The 18881-nt window shown below is 72.8% G+C and carries 8 protein-coding genes; 6 read left to right on the forward strand and 2 right to left on the reverse strand.

Annotation, left to right across the window (positions count from 1 at the left end; all coding sequences use genetic code 11):
- Window positions 1–3 precede the first annotated feature (3 nt).
- Window positions 4–1206, forward strand: coding sequence for a cytochrome P450 (locus tag B5D66_RS01910; protein ID WP_200813479.1), 1203 nt, complete (start codon window positions 4–6; stop codon window positions 1204–1206).
- 66 nt (window positions 1207–1272) lie between these two features.
- Window positions 1273–2742, forward strand: a complete 1470-nt coding sequence (locus B5D66_RS01915) for an FAD-binding oxidoreductase (protein WP_078759797.1) — start codon at window positions 1273–1275, stop codon at window positions 2740–2742.
- Between the two features lie 7 nt (window positions 2743–2749).
- Here the strand turns inward: B5D66_RS01915 and B5D66_RS01920 are convergent, their stop codons facing one another.
- Both B5D66_RS01920 and B5D66_RS01925 read right to left on the reverse strand, forming a co-directional pair.
- Complete coding sequence (locus B5D66_RS01920; protein ID WP_078759798.1) at window positions 2750–4240, reverse strand: FAD-dependent monooxygenase; 1491 nt, start codon at window positions 4238–4240, stop codon at window positions 2750–2752.
- Window positions 4241–4262: 22 nt separating this feature from the next.
- A complete protein-coding gene (locus B5D66_RS01925) occupies window positions 4263–5675 on the reverse strand; it encodes a cytochrome P450 (RefSeq protein ID WP_078759799.1) in 1413 nt (470 codons plus the stop codon).
- A gap of 363 nt (window positions 5676–6038) precedes the next feature.
- Here B5D66_RS01925 and B5D66_RS01930 point away from each other — a divergent pair, with 363 nt between their 5' ends.
- The 4 genes from B5D66_RS01930 to B5D66_RS01945 all read left to right on the forward strand — a co-directional run bounded on the left by B5D66_RS01930 (window position 6039) and on the right by B5D66_RS01945 (window position 18875).
- Window positions 6039–7838: a condensation domain-containing protein gene (locus B5D66_RS01930; RefSeq protein WP_078759800.1), complete on the forward strand. Its 1800-nt coding sequence runs from the start codon at window positions 6039–6041 to the stop codon at window positions 7836–7838.
- A 62-nt stretch (window positions 7839–7900) separates the two neighbouring features.
- The gene (locus B5D66_RS01935; protein WP_159457197.1) at window positions 7901–15460 is read left to right on the forward strand and encodes a non-ribosomal peptide synthetase; all 7560 of its coding nucleotides are present in this window, start codon (window positions 7901–7903) and stop codon (window positions 15458–15460) included.
- Complete coding sequence (locus B5D66_RS01940) at window positions 15460–16512, forward strand: hypothetical protein (protein ID WP_078759802.1); 1053 nt, start codon at window positions 15460–15462, stop codon at window positions 16510–16512. Before B5D66_RS01935 ends, B5D66_RS01940 begins: the two co-directional genes overlap by 1 nt.
- A 53-nt stretch (window positions 16513–16565) precedes the next feature.
- Entirely contained in the window at window positions 16566–18875 is a 2310-nt protein-coding gene (locus B5D66_RS01945; RefSeq protein ID WP_078759803.1) for a M28 family peptidase, read from the forward strand.
- Window positions 18876–18881 lie beyond the last annotated feature (6 nt).

The raw sequence follows: 18881 nt of genomic DNA on the forward strand, positions 1-18881 counted from the left end.
CAGGTGACAGCAGAGACCTCACCCATCCCCCCGAAGTTCCCTTTCAGTGACGGCACGTCGCTGGAGATCGAACCGGAGTACGCCGAACTGCGCCGGCGCCCCACGATGACCCGGGTCGTCCTGCCCTACGCCGGCGAGGCCTGGCTGGCCACCCGGATGGAGGAGAACCGTCTGGTCCTCACCGATCCCCGGTTCAGCCGCGCGGCCTTGGAGCGCCCCGACGTTCCCCGGTTCACCCCCGAGCCCGTGGTGGGCGGCCTGGGGACCATGGACCCGCCGGAGCACACCCGGCGCCGCAAACTGCTCTCCCAGGCGTTCACCCGGCGCAGGGTCGAGCAGTGGCGCGGCCGTGTCCGGGAGATCGCCGAGGAGCTGCTGGACGAGATGGAGCGGGTGGGCCCTCCGGCCGACCTCGTCGCCGACTTCGCCTTCCCGGTGCCCTGCAAGGTGCTGTGCGAGATACTCGGCGTCCCCTACGAGCACCGGCACCGCTTCGTCCGTTTCCTGGACGCCGTGGCCACCACCGGGGAGCGGCGTGGCGAGGTCATCGAGGAGGCGTGGGCGGAGCTGACCGCCTACTTCTCCGAACTGATCGCCGAGCGCCGTCGCGCGCCAACCGACGACCTGCTCAGCGACGTGGTGACGGCCCGCGACGAAGGCGACCGGTTCACCGACACCGAGATCCTCGACACCATGATCGGGGTGCTGGCGGCGGGATATGAGACCACCGGCAGCGAGATCGCCCTCATGACCTACACCCTCCTGCAGCATCCGGACCAGCTGGCGCTGCTCCAGCAAGACCCGAAGCTGGTCCCCGGCGCGGTCGAGGAGCTGCTGCGCTACATCCCTCTGTCCTCGATCGGTGGAAGCCCCTACGTCGCCAAGGAGGACATCGAGATGGGGGGCGTGGTGGTCCGCGCCGGTGAAGCCGTCATCCCCTGCACGATCTCGGCCAACCGCGACGAGGAGGTCTTCGACTCCGCGGACCGGCTCCAGGTCACCCGGGAGCGCTGTCCGCACCTGACCTTCAGCCTGGGCGCCCACCACTGCCTGGGAGCCGGACTCGCGCGGGTCGAGCTCCAAGAGGCGATGGGCGCTTTGATCGCCCGCTTCCCCCGGTTGAGGCTCGCCGTGGACGTAGCCGAGTTGCGGACCAAGGAAGGATTGGTGATCCGCGGGTTCCGGGAGCTCCCCGTCGCCTGGTGAGCCCGTGACGACACACACGCAGCCCGATTCATCGCAGGTATCGAGCAGGTAGTTGAGGACGTGAGAATGAATTCGATCCGAGCACGACACTCCCCCGCCTCGTCCGACGGCGCCCCCGACTGGCGGAAGCTGGGTCAGGAGCTCACCGGTGATCTGGTGCTCCCCGAGGACCCGGAGTACCCGAACGCCCGTCACCTCCACCTCGGGCAGTTCGACGGAATCGCTCCCCAGGCCGTGGCCTATCCGCAGAACTCCGCCGACGTCGGCGAGTGCCTGCGGTTCGCCGCCGCCCACGGGGTCGACGTCGCCGTCCGCGGCGGCGGGCACTCCCTGGGCGGCTACTCGACCGGTCAGGGGCTGGTCATAGCCATGAGCCGGATGAACAGGGTGCACGTGGACCCCTCCGGGGAGCTGGTGACCCTGGAGGCCGGCGTGCAGCAGGTGGACGCGGTGGACCAGGTCGCCAGGCGGGGCCTCGCGCTCGTCGGCGGGATCTGCCCGACCGTCGGCATCACCGGCTACCTCCTCGGTGGGGGAACCGGCTGGTTGACCAAGCAGGCCGGCATGGGCTGCGACCAGCTGGTGGCGGCCGAGGTCGTGTTGGCCAGCGGTGAGGTCGTGCGCTGTTCGGAGACCGAGGAAGCGGACCTGTTCTGGGCGCTGCGCGGGGCGGGTCCCGGCAACTTCGGGGTGGTCACCGAGCTGACGGTCCGTCCGACCCGTGTTCCACGCCTGGTCAACCACACCCTGACGTGGGAGTGGGACAGCGCCGCCGACCTCTTCGACGCCTGGCAGCGCTGGATCCAGCAGGTGCCCCGCGCCATGGGCAGCACGGTCGCCGCGGCCCTGATGGACGCGGGTTCCGGGGCGGCTCCCCAGCTCATCCTCCAGGGCGCCTGGCAGGGGAGCGAGGCCGACGCGCGCAAGCACGTCAACGAGCTGGTGGAGGCCGTGGGAACCCGGCCCGGCAGCGAGGTCTTCGACGAGCTGCCCTACCAGCAGGCGATGATGGCCTGGTACCAGTGCGCGGACAAGACCGTTGAGCAGTGCCACCGGATCGGGACCACGCCCGAGGCGATGCTGCCCCGCCAGGACTACGCCGTCGAACGCAACCGGCTCTGCGGCCAGGCCATACCCGCCGACGGCATCGACGCGATCCTGAGCGCGTTCGACTCCCGCCGGCGCGAGGGCCAGTTCCGCGCGCTCAGCCTGTTCGGGCTCGGAGGGCGGGCCAACGAGGTGCCTCGGACCGCGACGGCCTATGTCCACCGCACGGCGGAGTTCCAGATCAGCGCCAGCGCCGGCCTGTTCAAGAAGCCGACCGAGGAGGACCAGGCCGCCGCGCGGGCGTGGACGGACGCCTGTTTCGACGCCTTCGATCCGCACTCTCTGGGCGAGTCCTACCAGGGGTTCGTGGACCCCGCGCTCACCGACTGGCAGCGCTCCTACTACGCGGAGAACTTCGACCGCCTGGTGGAGCTGAAGCGCCGTTACGACCCGGACGGCCTGTTCCGGTTCGCGCAGGGCATCGGCTGAGGTCCGCTCAGCCGCCCGCATCGGCTGGGCCGCACCAACGGGTGACTTCGCGCAGGAGCCTCCGCGGGTCCCCGGGGCCGGCCCAGCCGATGTAGCCGTCCGGACGGATCAGCACGGTCTCGGCCAACCGGACTCCCCCCGAGGCCAGGGCGTTGACCGCCACGACGCGGCCGCCCCAGCCGGAGCGGACGCGCTCCGCGCAGCGGCCCGATGCGGTCTGGTCCAGTAGTACGAAGCGACGGCGGCGCAGCAGCTGGAAGACCGTGTGGGTGGCGCCGTCATAGTCTTGCAGCGTGAGGTCGGGGATGCGGGCCCCGGTGAGGCGGTGTTCCCCCTTGCCGCGCGGGTACCTTTGCGTCATCCCCGCGAACTGCTCGATGACCAGCGGCTGCAAAGCGCTGATCCCCATGAGCTGGGTGCCGAGCCAGCGCGCCCCGCGGGCCGCCGCGGAGCGCGACGTTTCGAACCGGAAGACCAGATCGGTCTTGCGGAGCGTCTCCTCGGCGATGGAACGGCGTTCCCGCTCATAGGATCCCAGAAGCCAGGGTTGCGCCCAGCCCGACAGCTCGGCGGCGAGCTTCCAGGCCAGGTTGGCGGCGTCGTGGATGCCCATCTGGAGCCCCTGCCCACCGGAGGGGATGTGGGTGTGCGCGGCGTCGCCCGCCAGGAACACCCTGCCGACCCGGTAGCGTGCGGACTGCCGTTGGTCGCTTCGGAAACGCGATGCCCACACAGGGTCGTGCAGGCCGAAGTCGACCCCGGCGATGGCCTCCAGGCTCTCCTCGAGTTCGGCGCGGGTGATCGGCACCTGGGGGGCGATCCCCATCCGCGCGTGGTCGAGGACGATGAGGCGGAAGACGCCGTTCCCGTAGGGGAAGATCGCCACGCTGCCCCGGCGCCCGGCGCGCCCGTAGACCGGCGGGCGGGGAGGGCGGTCCATCCGCACGTCGGCGACGATCACCGATTCGCGGTAGGAGCGGCCGACGAAGCGCACTCCGAGCAGGTCCCGTACGGTGCTGCGCACCCCGTCGCACCCCACGAGGTAGTCGGCGCTTTCGGTGCGCTCGCCTTCATCCGTCTCGACCTGGATCTGCACGCCGTCCGCGTCCTGGGCGAGACCGGTGACCGCGGCGCCGCGCAGGATCTCGGCCCCGGCGGCGACGGCCCGCTTCTCCAGGATCTCCTCGATCTTGGACTGGGGCATGACCAGGATGTAGGGGTAGCCGCCGCGCAGCAGCCCGTAGTCGAGGCTGCGCTGGCGTCCATCCCCGAGCGGGGCGAAGCGGTAGGGCAGGCCCTCGGTGACGAACCTGTCGGCGCAGCCGCGCATGTCCATCAGTTCCAGGGTGCGCGGCATCAGGCTGAAGGCGCGGGAGAGGGAAGAGGGTTCGCGGCGCCGTTCGAGCACCCGGCAGCTGACGCCGAGCTCGGCGAGCTCGGCGGCGAGCGCCAGGCCGGTGGGCCCGGCTCCCACGATCAGTACGGACGAGGTCGGCATGGTGCCTCCCGGGCTGTGGGGGTCAGGAGAGGTCGATCGAGGTTCGGATGTCGCCCCGCACCCACGGCGCGGGGGCCGCCGACGACGGCGGGAGGACCCTCATGGGCATCCCGTTCCTGGGCACCAGGGCCATGCGGTTGGCCCGGTCGATCCGGGTGCCGGGAACCAGGGACAAGCGGTGTCGCTGGAGCAGCATGCTCAGCACGATCGTGATCTCCAGCAGGGCGAAGTGCCGCCCGACGCAGTGGTGCGGCCCGGCCCCGAAAGGCAGGTACTCATAGACCGTGGGCCGCGCGGTCCGCCACCGCCCGGGGTCGAAGCGGGCCGCCCGGGGGAAGACCGCCGCGTTGCGGTGGGTCACATAGGGGCTGTAGAAGACCGTGGCGCCCGCCGGGATCCGGTAGCCCCCCAGCTCGCACTCCTCGGCCGCGTAGCGCATCGACAGCGGGGTGGGCGGCAGCAGGCGCAGGCTCTCCTTGAGGACCGCCTGGAGCAGTTCGAGCTTGGGCAGGTCCTCCTCATCCGGTGGCCGTCCACCGAGCACGCCGTCCAACTCGTCGCGCAGGTCGGCCAGCACCGTGGGGTGCTGGTCGAGCAGGAACAGGGTCCAGGTCACGGCGGAGGCGCTGCTCTCATGGCAGAACGCCGTGTAGGCCTCGCTGACGATCTCGTCGTCGGTGAGCGCGGGGGCGTGCTCATCGCGCGCGGTGAGCATCGCGGAAAGCAGGTCGGAGCCCTCCGCGCCCTGTCTGCGGCGCTCCGCCATGATCTCCCGGATGGTCGCCTCGATCTCCTCGGCCAGGCGCATGGTCCGGCGGTAGGGGGTCCCGGGGAGGTCCCGCTGCAGGGCCAGGGTGGCCGGTGAGCCGGCCTGGGCGAGGAAGCGGCTCACCAACCGGCGCAGCCGGTCGGCGCGCCGCGGTGCTTCCACCCCGAACACGGTGCGCACCGCGATCTCGGTGATCAGCGCGGACATCCGCTGGTCGAGCCGGATCAGCGGCCGGTCCCGCCAGCGGCGCAGCTCGCGTTCGGTCAGTTCGATGACGGCCTCGCGGTGCCCGAGCACGCGCTGCTGGCGCAGCGGCGGCTGCATGATCTGGCGGTGCCGGCGGTGCTCGGCCCCGTTCAGCCTGGTCAGGCCGGCTCCGAGACGGTCGAAGGAGGAACCCGGCGGGGTTCGGAACTCCCGGAAGGAGTCGACCACGAACACGTCGGGCTGAGAGAAGACCTCCCGCAGGCGGTCAGGGGAGAACACGAAGACGTGGCGGGGGTCGCGCGGGTTCCATGCGCACAGGCCGCCGTGGCGCCGGGCCATCCTGGTCAGTGCCGCCGAGGGGTCGCGCAGCATGGACGCCGCCCGCAGCGGCCACGCTGCGGGCAGGAGCCCGGGGCCGGGAAGCCGGTCGGGTCCGTGCGCATCTCCACTCACCGCCATCAACGCCTCTCCTTCGTTCCGTGTCCAAACGGCCACCAGGTCGCGGCCTGCATATCGGCGATGCCGCACATATCCGCGCCTCCAGAAGACGTCCGCGCATTCCACTGATCGGCTCTGTTCTCAGAGAAGCAGGTGGCAGACGGATACAGGTGAAATCTTTCTCAAACCTGTCCATTCCCTGTCCAGAGAAAAACAGGTTCGGCCGTCTTGGACGATCGCGGTCGTAAGGTCTCGGTGGCTCGGACGGAACTCGCCTGTTGGCGCCGATGTCCGCGACCCGACACCACAAGGCCGTCCTGGAAGAGCTTCAGAGGGGCGTCGAGTTCGTTCTCTCTACTGCTCAGGCGTGTTATCGGAGGTGAAATGGATCGGCGTGAATCACCGAAGAGAAAGCCACCGAAGCAGCCTTTCCCGGGCGCGGATAGCGGGGAGTGGAAGCGGGCGACCGCACGCCAGGCCGCCCTGTGTACGCTGCACCAACTCGATCCGTCCACTCCAGGGCTGATGCTCTCAGTGGCATTCCGACTGCCTTGCGAAACCGATGTCGACGCGCTCAGAACATCGGTTCTCCGCCTGCTTCTGCGCTATCCGGTCCTGCGCTCGGTGTTCCGTCGCGGTGAATCAGGGTGGGAGGTGTACATACCGTCTCGCAACAGCGTTCCCGGTAATGGGCATTGGTCTGTGGAAACGTTTTCTCCCACCGCCCCGGAAAGCGAGGTGACGGAGGCGCTACGGCGATTCTGCCGTGTGGTTCCCTCCCTTGATTCCGGCGCGCTGTTCCGCGCTCACCTGGTCACCGGGGCTGGTGGTGTTTTCCTGGCGGTGGCGATCCACCATTGCGTGGTCGACCTGTGGTCCACGGGCCTCCTCGCATCTCTCCTCGGCCTGTTCTACGAGGAGGAGACCGGCGGGGAGCCGGCGCCGTTCCCCCTCTCCCGCCCGCAGGACGGCCAGGCCCGGGAGAGGGCGCGCCGTGGCCGCGAACGGTCGTTGCCCTACTGGACCGCGCTCTACGCCGACCCGACACCGCCGCTGCGGCTCACCTCCCCGCCGTTTCCGGGCTCCACCCCCGCCGACAGCCCCACGCTCGCCCGCGAAGCCGTCCACCTGCCCATCGACCTGGGCCCGGAGCGGACCAGCGCGCTGGCGGCCGCGGCCAAGGCGCATCACACCACCCGGCACACCCTGCTGTTCGCCGCCCAGGCCCTGGCCGCGGCCCGGGTGACCGGCGCGGAGCGCCTCCCCCTCACGATGCCGCAGCACCGCCGGTCCGCCTCGACGATGACGGTGGTCGACTTCGTCTCGTCCAATTACGTTCTCCCGCTTGACCTGCGGGGCGCCACCCCGGCGGAGATCATCCGCGCGGTCGGCGGCCGCATCCGCGAGGCCCGGGCCCATCAGTGGGTCGACTTCGACGAGTTGGCCCTGCACCACCGCGCGGACGTGGCGCACCTGCCGGAGCCGGAGCTCAGTCTGGTCGTCTACGAGCGGACCCCCGGCGCCCCGGACTCCACCGCCGGTGTGCTTCTGGGCACCGGGGCCCTGCGGTCCGGGCCGCTCACCCTCACCCCGGTGTTCGGGCTGCCCAGCGTGGGACCGCTCCCCATCGTCACCGCCCTCGCCGAACACGGAGGGCGCCTTGTGGGGCGCCTCGAATTCGACCCCCTCCGCTGCGCCCCGCACACCGCCGAGCGGCTGCGCGAGGAGCTGATCGAGGCCGTCGACGACCTCATCGGTCCCCCGCAGGCCACGATCAGGCGGGCGCGCGCCGCGGCCACGCCGCGGACCGGAGCGGCCCCGGCCACCGCGACGCCCGTCGAAGCGCTGACCCAGCGCGTCGCCGAAACGTGGGCGCAGACGCTCTCCCTGCCCACGGTGGGCCCAGACGACGACTTCTACACGCTGGGCGGACACTCCCTGCTGGCGGCCACCCTGGCGCGCGCGCTCTCGGTGGAGTTCGGCGTCGACGTCCGGCCCGGCGACGTGACGAACCACCCCTCTGTCCGTGAGCAGGCCCGGTTCATCGCCGGATGTCTCAGCGCCCCCGGAACGCGAAACGGCCCGGCGCCCGCCTCCGAGGCGATCCGTCCCATCCCCCGCCGCCCCCTGCACACCTTCGCCTCAGACGCCTCCCTCAGCAGCGAGACGGGAGACGCACGGTGACGGCCCCGCGCTCAGCGGACGCGCCCCGGCCGATCACCTCCCCACCGCGTAAGGAGACCCCTGTGACCGACCTTGTGAACAGCGGCCCGGTCGCCGTTCCGGCCTCGCCGGGGCAGCAGCGCCTGTGGTTCCTCGGCGAGCTCAACGCCGCCGCGACCCGCGCCTACAACGTCTGCGTCCGCATCGACCTGCGGGGAACGCTCGACCAGCGCGCCCTCCAGGCGGCGCTCAACACCGTCGTGGACCGGCACGAGGCGCTGCGCACCGGCCTGCGGACCGTCGAGGGCCGCCTGCTCCAAGTGATCGTCCCCAGCGCGGCGGTGACGTTGCGCAGTACCGACACCGACGCCGAAGACCTGCCCCGGCTGCTCGCCGGCGAGGCCCGCCGCGGATGGCACCTGGCCCGGCCGCCGCTGATGCGCGCCTTGCTCGCAAGGCTCGACCCCGCCCACCACGTGCTGGCGTTGTGCGTGCACCACGCGGTGTGCGACGGCCTGTCGTTGCAGATCGTGGCGGATGAGCTGTTGGCGGCCTACCGCGCGCACGCCGCCGGGCAGCCCCCCGCTCTGGCCGAGGTCGAGCTGCACTTCGCCGACTTCGTCGGGCACGCCTACCCCGAGCCGGCCGACGGCGCGCCCCCGGCGCGTAAGGCCGCCGAGAAGTACTGGGAGGAGACCCTCGCGGGAGCACCGCGGTCATTGGACCTGCCCACCGACAGGGCGCGTCCGGCCCAGCCCTCCTTCTCGGGCGGACAGGTCCCGGTGGCCGTTCCCGCCGGCCTCACCGCGGACCTGCGCGCGTGGGCCGCGCGCAACCGGACCACCTTGGCCGGCGTCTTCCTGGCCGCCTACGCCGCTGTGCTGAGCCGCAACGGCGGAACCGACGACCTGCTGATCGGCCTACCCGTGGCCAACCGCGACCGCCCCGAACTGGCGGGCGTCGTCGGCTACCTGGCCAACACCTGCCCGGTCCGCGCCGACCTGCGCGACGACCCGGATCTGGGCACCCTTGCCCGGCGGATGGGACGGGCCGTCACCGGCCTGCTCCCCCATGCCCATCTCCCCTTCTCCGACCTGGTGAAGTCGGTCGGAGCCGAACGGACGCTCGACCGCAACCCGCTGTTCCAGGTCATGCTGAGCCTTCAGCAGGAGGCCACGACCGAATACCGGCTCCCGGACCTCACCGCCGAGGTGTCCGAGGTCGCCTCCGGTACCGCTCGGCTGGACCTGGCCCTGTTCCTCGTCGAGAGCGCCTCCGGCGGGTGCCGCGGCGTTCTGGAGTACTCCGATGAGCTCTTCGAACGCTCCACCGCCGAACGGCTGGTCCGGCAGTTCCTGGTCCTGTTGGAGCGGCTGAGCGCCGAGGACCCCTCCCCGGTGTCGGTGCTGCCGCTGTCCCGGGCCGAGGAGGGACAGGAGTCCGCCCGCTCCGCCTCACCCCCGTCGGCCCCTGAGCGGGACCTGGAGCCCCATGCCGCCTACGCGCCCTGGCCGGCGGTGCTGCGCCGAGCCGAGAGCCGGCCCGACCTCACCGCGGTGGTGGCCGATGACGGGACGCTGACCTACCGCGAACTGGTGGCCGCCGTCCGCGAAACGGCCACCGCACTACAGGCCGCCGGCATCCGCCCGGGTGACCGGGTGGGGGTGCACTGCCACCGCGGACGCCGCACCGTGGTGGCCCTGCTGGCCTGCTGGTGCGCCTCGGCCGTCTACGTCCCGGTCGCCCCCGACCTGCCGGTGGCCCGCAGGACGGCCATGCTCACGCAGGCCGGAGTCCGTTCCGTCCTCTGCGACGCCCCGGACGAGGTCCCCCCGCCCTTCGCGAACGCGACCCTGCCCATCGCCCTGGCCGCCGACTCCGGCCCGGGACAGGACTTCCCCGGCGACCGGGCGCCGCAGGCCACAGCGCCCGCCTATGTGATGTTCACCTCGGGCACCACCGGGCGACCCAAACCGGTGCTGCTCTCACACGGCAACCTCGCCGTCTTCCTCGAGGGCCTGACCTCGCTGATCGGCCTGGCGGAGAAGGAGACGCTGCTCGCGCTCACCACCACGACCTTCGACATCTCCCTGCTGGAGCTCCTCGGCCCGCTCGTCACCGGCGGCACCGTGCACGTCGCGGGCGATGACGTGGCCGCCGACGGAGCCACCTTGGCCGCGCTGCTCTCCCGGCCGGGCGTGACCACGGCGCAGGCCACCCCCGCGGTCTGGCGGCTGGCCCTGGACGGCGGCTGGCGCCCGCCCGCCGGGTTTCGCATACTGTGCGGCGGCGAAGCCCTGCCCGCCGACCTCGCCGAGGAGCTGACGGCCACGGACGCCCAGGTGTGGAACCTGTACGGGCCCACCGAGACGACCATCTGGTCGTGCGCCGCTCGGCTGACCCCCGGCTCCCCCGTGACCATCGGCTCCCCCATCCCCGGCACGGCGGCGGTCGTGGTCGACACGGAGATGCGGCCGGTCCCCCCGGGAATCTGCGGGGAACTGCTGATCGGCGGCCGCGGGGTCGGTCTCGGCTACCCGGGCCACCCCGGCGCCACCGCCGAACGCTTCCTGCCCGACCCGTGGCGCCCGGGCCTTCTGTACCGCACCGGCGACATCGTGCGGCGGCGCCCCGACGGCCGGTTGGAGTTCGTCGGCCGCACCGACGACCAGGTCAAGGTCCGCGGCCACCGGTTGGAGCCGGCAGAGGTGGAGAGCGCCCTTCGCGGCGCCCCCGGAGTCGACGACTGCGCGGTCACCGTCGCCGGCCAGGGGGCCTCGGCGCGCGTCGTGGCCCACATCGTGCCGGCCCCGGGGGCCGCCGCCGACCAGGCGTGGGCGCGCACCGTCCGGGAGCACGCCGCGCAGACGCTGCCCGAGGCCGTCGTACCGGCCGAACTGTATGAGATCGACCGCGTGCCCCTCACCCCGCACGGCAAGGTGGACCGCCGCGCGCTCGCGGGGCTGGGACGCCGCATGGACCTGGGCGCCGAGTACACCGAGCCGCGCACCGAACTGGAGCGCCGCGTCGCCGATATCTGGCGCGACCTCCTCGGCACCGAGCGGGTCGGCGTGCACGACGACTTCTTCCTGGTCGGCGGCCACTCCATGCTCGCCGCGCAGCTGGTCCAGAGGATCGACGCCGAACTGGGGGTCCGCCTCCCCGTCAAACAGCTGTACCTGGAACCCACGGTGGACCGGATCGCCGCGGCGGTGGCGCGCGGTCAGGGACGCCTGGACGGCACGGGGTCGCGGGCGCAGGCGCCCGTGGGCGACGCCTCCCCCGACTGGGATTTCGTCCCGGGCGCAACGCCGTGGTTCGACGCAGAGCTGCACCGCGCTGTCGCCGACTTCGGTGCGACGGCCGCCCATCCGCTCTCCGTCGAGCAGCGTCGGGCGTGGCTGCTGGAGGATCTCGGGGGCGCCCAGGCCGGTGTGCGTGCCCGGTTCCGCCTGGAGGAGCCGCTGGACTTCGCCGAAGCGCAGCGGAACCTCGGGGCCCTGGTGGCCGCCGAGGAGGCGTTGCGCAGCGTCTTCACCGAGGTCGCCGGGGTTCCCGTGCGGCTGGTGCTGCCCACCGCCGACATCGCCCTGTTCCGGGGCGGCCCCGACGCGGCGGCCTTCGCGCACATCGCCGAGGAGCCGTTCTCCACGTCCACGGGACCGCTCCTGCGGGCGGTCCTGAGCGAGGGCGGAACCGAGCTGCTGCTCGTGGGGCACCGGCTGCTCTTCGACGAGACCTCCCTGGAGCACATCGCGGCAGCGGTGTCCGGCGCCCCGCGGGCCGCCGCAGCGCGGCTCAGCACCGTGCTGGCCCAGCGGCGGGAGTGGTTGGCGGGCCACGAGGCGCGCGCGGAGGCGGCCGAGTGGGCCGCGCGGGAGCAGCGGCCCGCGGCGACCGAGATCCCGCCGCCCGTGGCGCGCCCCGCCGTCCGCGGAGCCCGCAGGTCCCACGCCGCCGTGGACCGTGCCGGCCTGCCGCTCCAGGCGGTCGACACCCGTCTGTTGACCGCCGCCGCCCTCGCCGCCTGGCACCTGGTCCTCATGCGGCACTGCGGGCTGCGCACCGCGCGCAGCGGGCTCTTCCGGCCGCGTCCCGACTCCTATGGTCCCCTGCTCGGGGCCCTGGACGAGATGCGTCCCGTGCAGACCTCGGCCGAGGGCGGCACGATCGCCGAGGTGCTGCGCGCCGCCCTGGCCGAGCTCGACCACACCGCCCCGCGTCCGCCGCTGGCCTACCTCCTCGAACGCCACCCGCCCAAGCGGGACCTGAGCCGGGCGCCGTCCTTCCAGACGCAGCTGCGCGTCGTCGACGCCCGCCCCCGTCCGCAGGGCGCCGGCCGAGGGCCGCGGCCCCTGCCCGAGGTCCCCTCGGCCACCGACGCCGATGTGGCGCTGCTCGTGCACGCGGACGCGGACGTGCTGCGCGTGCGGGCCGACTTCGACGCCGACCTGTACACCGAGGCGTTCGTCCGCGGGGTGCTGGACGCCTACCTGCTGGCCCTGGAGGCGGTGCTCCAGGGCCCGGCGCCGGAGGCGGGCGTGGAGGATCTGCCGCTGCTCGCCCCGCAGGAGCAAGAGCGGGTCCTGGCCGCCGGCCGGGGGCCGCGGCGGGAGCGGGGACCGGAGACGGTCGTCCACCTCATCGGCGAGCGGGCACGGACGACCCCCCAGGCGACGGCCGTCCGCTGCCGGGGCGCCGGCATCGACTACGCCACGCTGTGGGACCGCGCCTCCGTCGTGGCGGCGATCCTGGCCGAGGCCGGCGTGGCCCCGGGCGACCGGGTCGCCGTGATGATGCGGCGCACCCCCGACGCGCTGGCGGCGGCGATCGGGACCATGCGCGCCGGGGCGGTCCACGTCCCGATCGATCCCGCGCACCCCCGGCAGCGCGTCGAATACCTGTTGGACGACTGCGCCCCGCGCGTGGTGCTGACCGAGTCCGCGGCCACGGGGGGCTGGGAACCACCCGGCCGGGTGCTCCGGCTCGACCAGCTCACCGCGCGCCCCGCCGGCGGCGCCCCGTTCGAGGCCCGGCCGGAGGGCATCGCCTGCCTGATCTACACCTCGGGCAGCAGCGGCGCGCCCAAGGGGGTGGAGGTGCCCCACGCGGGCCTGCTGAACAACATCGCCTGGCGCCAGGAAACCTGGGGGCTCACCCGTGAGGACCGCGTCCTGCACAACCACGCCTTCACCTTCGACCCCTCGCTGTGGGCCCTGTTGTGGCCGCTGACCGCCGGCGCCGCCGTCGTCCTCGCCTCCGATGAGGAGATGGGCGACCCCGTGGGGCTGATCCGGCTGCTGCGCGACGAAGGCGTGTCCGTCCTGGGCGGGGTGCCGTCGCTGATCGGGGCCTTGGCGGAGCACCCGGCCGCCGGGGAGTGCAGCCGGATCCGCCTCGTGCTCACCGGGGGCGAGGCCCTTCCCGAGGCGCTCATCACCCGCGTCCGCGGGCGGTGGCTGGCCGAGGTCGCCCAGCTGTACGGGCCCACGGAGGCGACCATCGACGGTTCGGCCTACCGGATCCCCCTTGGAGCCGCCGAGGAACGGCTCCCCGCCCCCGTCCCCATCGGCGGGCCGCTGGCCAACACCCAGATCCACGTCGTCGACTCCGAGCTGAGGCCGGTCCCCGACGGGGTGGTCGGCGAGATCGTGCTCGGCGGTGCCGGGGTCGCCCGCGGCTACCACCGCCGCCCCGGCCTGACCGCGGAGCGGTTCCTGCCCGACCCGTTCGGCCCTATCCCGGGCGCGCGCCTCTACCGCACCGGCGACCTCGGCCGGAGACTGCCCGACGGCGCCGTCCAGTTCCTCGGCCGCGTCGACGACCAGGTCAAGGTCCGCGGGTACCGGGTGGAGCTGGGCGAGGTGGACGCGGCCCTGACCAGCCGCGCCGATATCCGGGAGGCGGCCTGCGTGGTGCTCGACGCGGGCAGCGCCTCGGCGCGGCTGGCCGCGGCCATCGTCGCCGAGGAGGAGGCGGGGCCGGCCGCGGAGGGCTTCCGCGCAGCGCTGCGCGCCTCCCTGCCCGCGCACATGGTGCCCGATGTGGTGGAAACCGTCTCGGAGCTGCCGCGGACCCCGCACGGAAAGGTGGACCGGGCGGCCATCGCCGCCCTGTTCTCGACGCCGACCACCTCGCCGGTGCGCACCGCACCGCGCGACGAGGTGGAGCGCGAGGTCGCCGACCTGTTCTGCGACGTCCTCGGCCTGGACGAGATCGACGTGCACACCGGTTTCTTCGAGGCCGGCGGGACCTCGATCAGCATCGCCCGGCTCACCTCGGTGCTGGTCGAGCGCCTGGGGGTGGAGATCCCGCTGCACGAGTTCTTCAAGGTGCCCACTGTGGCCGGTGTGGCCGAGGTGATCGGCATCTACCGCAAGGAGGGGATGGACGGCGTCTTGGCCCGCAAGCACTCGGCGACCCTGGAGGCCGACGGGCGGTTGGACGCCGGGGTGAGCCCCGACGGGCTCCCGCACGCGAACTGGACGGCGCCGAACCGGGTGCTCCTGACCGGCGCCACCGGCTACCTCGGGCTGCATCTGCTCGAAGAGCTCCTGCTCCGCACGGACGCGGAAGTCGTGTGCCTGTGCCGGGCGCGAGACGACGAGGCCGCGCAGCAGCGCATCGTCGAGGGCCTGCGCGGCTATGGCATCGATGTCGGCAGGCGCATCGAGCGGGTCCGCTGCCTGGCCGGCGACCTGGGCGAGCCCCGGCTCGGACTGGCGGAACAGAAGTGGAACGAGCTGGCCGAGACGGTCGATGCGATCTACCACAACGGGGCGCTGGTCAACTTCGTCTACCCCTACTCCGCGCTGAAGGAGCCCAACGTCGTCGGGACCCACCGCATCATCGAGCTCGCCTGCACCCGCACCTTGAAGGCGGTGCACTACGTCTCGACGATCGACACGCTCCTGGCCACCCACAGCCCTCGGCCGTTCCTGGAGAACGACGCGCCACTGCACTCCGCCGTCGGTGTGCCGGCCGGCTACACCGGGAGCAAGTGGGCGGCGGAGAAGGTCGTGAACATGGCGCGGGAGCGCGGCATCCCGGTGACCATCTTCCGCCCCGGCCTGATCATGGGCCACACGCGCTCGGGCGTGACCCAGACCACCGACTACCTGCTGGTGGCGCTGCGCGGCTATCTGGCCATGGGGGTCGTTCCCGACTTCCCGAGGATCCTCGACTCCGTGCCGGTGGACTACACCGCGCAGGCGATCGTGCACATCTCGCTGCAAAGCGATTCCCTGGGCGAGTTCTACCACGTGTTCAATCCGCGCCCCATTCCGACGCAGCAGTTCGCCGAGTGGGTCAGAACCTACGGCTATGAATTCGACACCGTCCCGTTCGAGGAAGGCCGACGGCGGGCCCTGGAAGTCGGCCCGGCCCACCCGCTCTACCCCATCGCCCCGCTGGTCCGAGACGCCTCCGTAGAGACCTACCGGGCCCTGGACCCCCGCTACATCCACGAGACCCGGCCCGAAGAGGAATGCGCGAACACCCTTCGCCAGCTGGCGGGGTCGGGAATCTCCTGCCCGCCCATCGACGAATCGATGGCGCATTCGATCCTTCGCTATCTGGAGGGGATCGGGTTCCTGCCGAGCCCCACCGGCGAGGGCTCCAGCGCGAACGGAAGGAGCCACTGATGGATTGGAGTCCGTCCCAGTCGGCCGACATCCCGTTCCATCTGGGAATCCCCGAAGAGCTGACCGCCCTGCCCCCGATCGGCCCGGTGCCAGACCTGGTCGCGCCGATCACCGAACGGACCGGCGCCATCGATGTCCGCGGTGATCTCTCCCTGTTCGCCGAGGCGATGCGGGCCGCGCGCAAGACGCTGCCCCTCCCCGCCCCCGAACCGGTCGAGGCGGACCCGAGGGAGTCGCAGGCCAACCGGGACAACGACGAGGCGTTCGGCATCGTCCGGGTGGCCGGACCGCCGCTGCTGCTGATGCTCGACGGTCTGCTCAAGGCCGCCGCCGGGGTGGTCGAGGCGGCGGCGGACTACGGGACGCGCATTCCCGCGGAGGAGTGGGCCGACCTGGTGCACGGCTTCGACACGGTGCTCGGCTGGCTCGGCGGGGACGACCGGCCGTCCTCTCCGCCGCCCCTGGCCTTCCCGCCCGAGGAGGGGCCGGAGTCCAACGCCGACGATGGCGTCCTCGTCCGGTGGGTGCGAGGCCACCACCTGTTCATGGCGATCTGCCAGGCGTGCGCGCTCGCCCTGGCCCACGCCCGCCAGGCGCAGCAGCGCGGAGCCCTGGCATCCGCCCGCACCGCCCTCGGGGTGGCCGCCGTGATGATGGGCAGCGGACGCGCCACGCTGCGCTTCGCCGCCGATGCCAGCCCGACCGACTACACCACGCGGATCCGTCCCACCCTCATGCCGCCCGTCGCCCCTCCGAGGATGAGCGGCCTGCACTGGCGGGACCACGAGGAGCTGATCCGTCAGATCCGAGCCGTGAGCCGTTCCTGGGCCCAGTTCGCCCGGCACGCCCCCGGGCAGGTGGAGGAGTTCGAGTCGGTCCTGGCGACCACCTACGACGCGCACCGCAACGTCTGCGCGCACTTCGTCGGCGAGGAGCCGAGCCTGCTCGCCTCCTCGGGGTCGCGCGGTCCGGCCTCCTTGTCGGGCCCCAGCGTGCTGGGCCGGCTGCGCCGCCAAAGGCTGTCGCTGCTGTCCTTGCCGCCGCGGGAGTGACCTGTCGCCGAAACCCGCCAGACCACCGTCGGCTCCGAAGAAGGAGAACGTCCATGCCCCCCATCGCCAAGGCACTGACCGGGGTCGGGCTGCCGCTGGCCCTTGTGGCCGGGGCGGCGGCGGCGATCCGGGCCATGCGCCCGCCCGCGCCGGTCACTGCCGAGGCTCCGCCCGACCACTTCTCGGCGGAGCGGGCGCAACGCCATCTGCACACGATCGCGCGGGAGCCGCGGCCCACCGGCTCCCCCGCCGCGGAGAAGGCCCGAGCCTACCTGGTCGAGGAGTTGACGCGGGCGGGATTCGACGTCCACGTGCAGGAGACCGTGGCCGCCGAGGGGTACGGCCGCATGCCCTACGGCCCCGCCAACCTGGCCGCCGGCAAGATCCACAACATCGTGGCCCGCCTGCCGGGAACGTCCCCCGGAGGCAAGGCGGTGCTCCTGACCAGCCACTACGACTCGGTCGCCCAGGGGCCCGGGGCCAGCGACGCCGGCGTCCCGGCCGCGGCGCTGGTCGAGGTCGCCCGCGCGTTGCAGAGCCGCGGTCCGGGCCGCAACGATGTCGTCATCGCCCTCACCGACGGCGAGGAACTGGGGCTCTTGGGCGCCAAAGCGCTCTTCGAGGAGGAGCCGTTGGCCCGGCGGGTCGGCGCGATGCTGAACTTCGAGGCGCGCGGCACCTCCGGCCCCGTCCTGATGTTCGAGACCGGGTCCGGCGAAGCGGACCTGGTGGCGGCCTTGACCCGCAGCGGCCTTCCCCATTTCGTCGATTCCCTGTTCGGCGAGGTGTACCGGCGCATCCCCAACAGCACCGACTTCGCCGTCGCGCGCGCGTGGGGGATTCCCGGACTCAACTTCGCCCACATCGGCGACTTCGCCTACTACCACACGCGCCTGGACGACATCGAACATGTCGATCCCGCCAGTCTGCAACACCACGGGGAGCTCGCACTCGCGCTCGCCGAGCGGCTGCGCAACACCGACCTGTCCGCTCTTGAGGAGCGGGAGTCGGCCTACTTCACCGTCGCCAACGGCGTGACCCTCTCCTATCCCCGGTGGGCGGCCGGCCCGCTGGCCGCCGCCGCGGCCGCGCTCTGGGCGGGGGCCCTCGCGCGCTGGATGCGAAGGTCCGGCATCTCGCCGCGCGACCTGTTGCGCGGGCAGGCGGCGCTGTGGGGGCGGCTGGCGGGAGGAGCGTTGGCCGCCCAGGGGCTGGTGTCCCTGCTGGGCCGGGTCCGCCCGGAGTTCCGCCGCCACGGCGACTTCTACCGCTCCGAGGAGCTGTTCGCCACGCTGGGGCTGCTCTCGATGGCCGGTGCGGCCACCCGCCGACCGGGCTTGGACGAGCTCCGGATGGCCTCGGCCGCGGTCCCGCTGGCCGCCGCGGCCCTGGGCTGCGCCCGGTGGCTGCCCGGCGCCGCGCATCTTCCCGCCCTGCCCCTGGTGGGCAGCGGGATCGCCCTGCTCACGGCCACCTCCCCGAGGTCGAGCGTCCGCCTCCTCGGGCAGGTGGCGGCGGCCGTCCCCGCCGTGGCGCTGCTCGCCCCGCGCGCCGCGCTCACCTACCAGGGGCTGACCCCCCGGATCGCCGTACCGGCCATGGCGCTGCTACAGCTGGGCGGAGAGCTCGCCGGACCGCTCATGTGGCGCCAGACCGGGAAGCGGACGCGGCGCCTGCTGCTGGGGACCTGCCTGACGGCCGCCGGCGCGCTGGCCCTACGCCAGTTCCGGTTGGCGCGCCCGACGCCGGACCGCCCCCACCCCTATGCGCTGATGTACCTGGTCGACACCGACCGGCGGCGGGCGTTCTGGCTGAGCACCGACGACGCGCCGGGGGAGGCCACCCGGCCGTTCCTGGGTGACCGCCCCGGCAAAGGCCCCCTCGACGTCTACTTCCCGGGGTGGAACAGGGACCTCCTGCACGCGCCGGCAGCCCTGCTGGAGCTGCCACCCCCCGTGCTCGACGTGGTCTCGGAGAAAACGCACGAGCACGGGCGGCGCGTGGTGGTCGACGTGTCCTCCCCCCGAGGAGCCCGCCAGATCTCGCTGGCCGTGCGTTCCGGCGCGGTGCGCTCCTGGTCACTGGTCGGGGGGCCGGCTTCCGTCCCCACCTCCCCCGCCGACGACGGGCCGTGGGAGTTGTGGCTGCACGCCGTCCCCGCCGAAGGTTTCCGCCTGGTGCTGGAGCTGACGCGCGAACCGGTGCTGCTGCGCGTGGCCGACCGCTCCGACGGCCTCCCTAACCCGGCCGGGGACGACCGCTTCCCCACGCCCGCGGGGAACCCCGCCCACACCCCCGCGGCCTGCCTCGACGTCGAGGGATGGTCCAACGGGACCCTGGCCGTCACGGAGAAGACCCTGTGAACCTCG

Origin of the sequence: Marinactinospora thermotolerans DSM 45154 (genome assembly GCF_900167435.1) — a bacterium.
GTDB classification, from domain to species: domain Bacteria; phylum Actinomycetota; class Actinomycetes; order Streptosporangiales; family Streptosporangiaceae; genus Marinactinospora; species Marinactinospora thermotolerans.

Excerpts from the sequence above, each read along its gene's own strand:
- B5D66_RS01945 (WP_078759803.1), top strand. The coding sequence starts at position 16,566 with ATGCCCCCCATCGCCAAGGCACTGACCGGGGTCGGGCTGCCGCTGGCC.
- B5D66_RS01915 (WP_078759797.1), top strand. The coding sequence starts at position 1,273 with ATGAATTCGATCCGAGCACGACACTCCCCCGCCTCGTCCGACGGCGCC.
- B5D66_RS01925 (WP_078759799.1), bottom strand. The coding sequence starts at position 5,675 with ATGGCGGTGAGTGGAGATGCGCACGGACCCGACCGGCTTCCCGGCCCC.
- B5D66_RS01940 (WP_078759802.1), top strand. The coding sequence starts at position 15,460 with ATGGATTGGAGTCCGTCCCAGTCGGCCGACATCCCGTTCCATCTGGGA.
- B5D66_RS01920 (WP_078759798.1), bottom strand. The coding sequence starts at position 4,240 with ATGCCGACCTCGTCCGTACTGATCGTGGGAGCCGGGCCCACCGGCCTG.
- B5D66_RS01930 (WP_078759800.1), top strand. The coding sequence starts at position 6,039 with ATGGATCGGCGTGAATCACCGAAGAGAAAGCCACCGAAGCAGCCTTTC.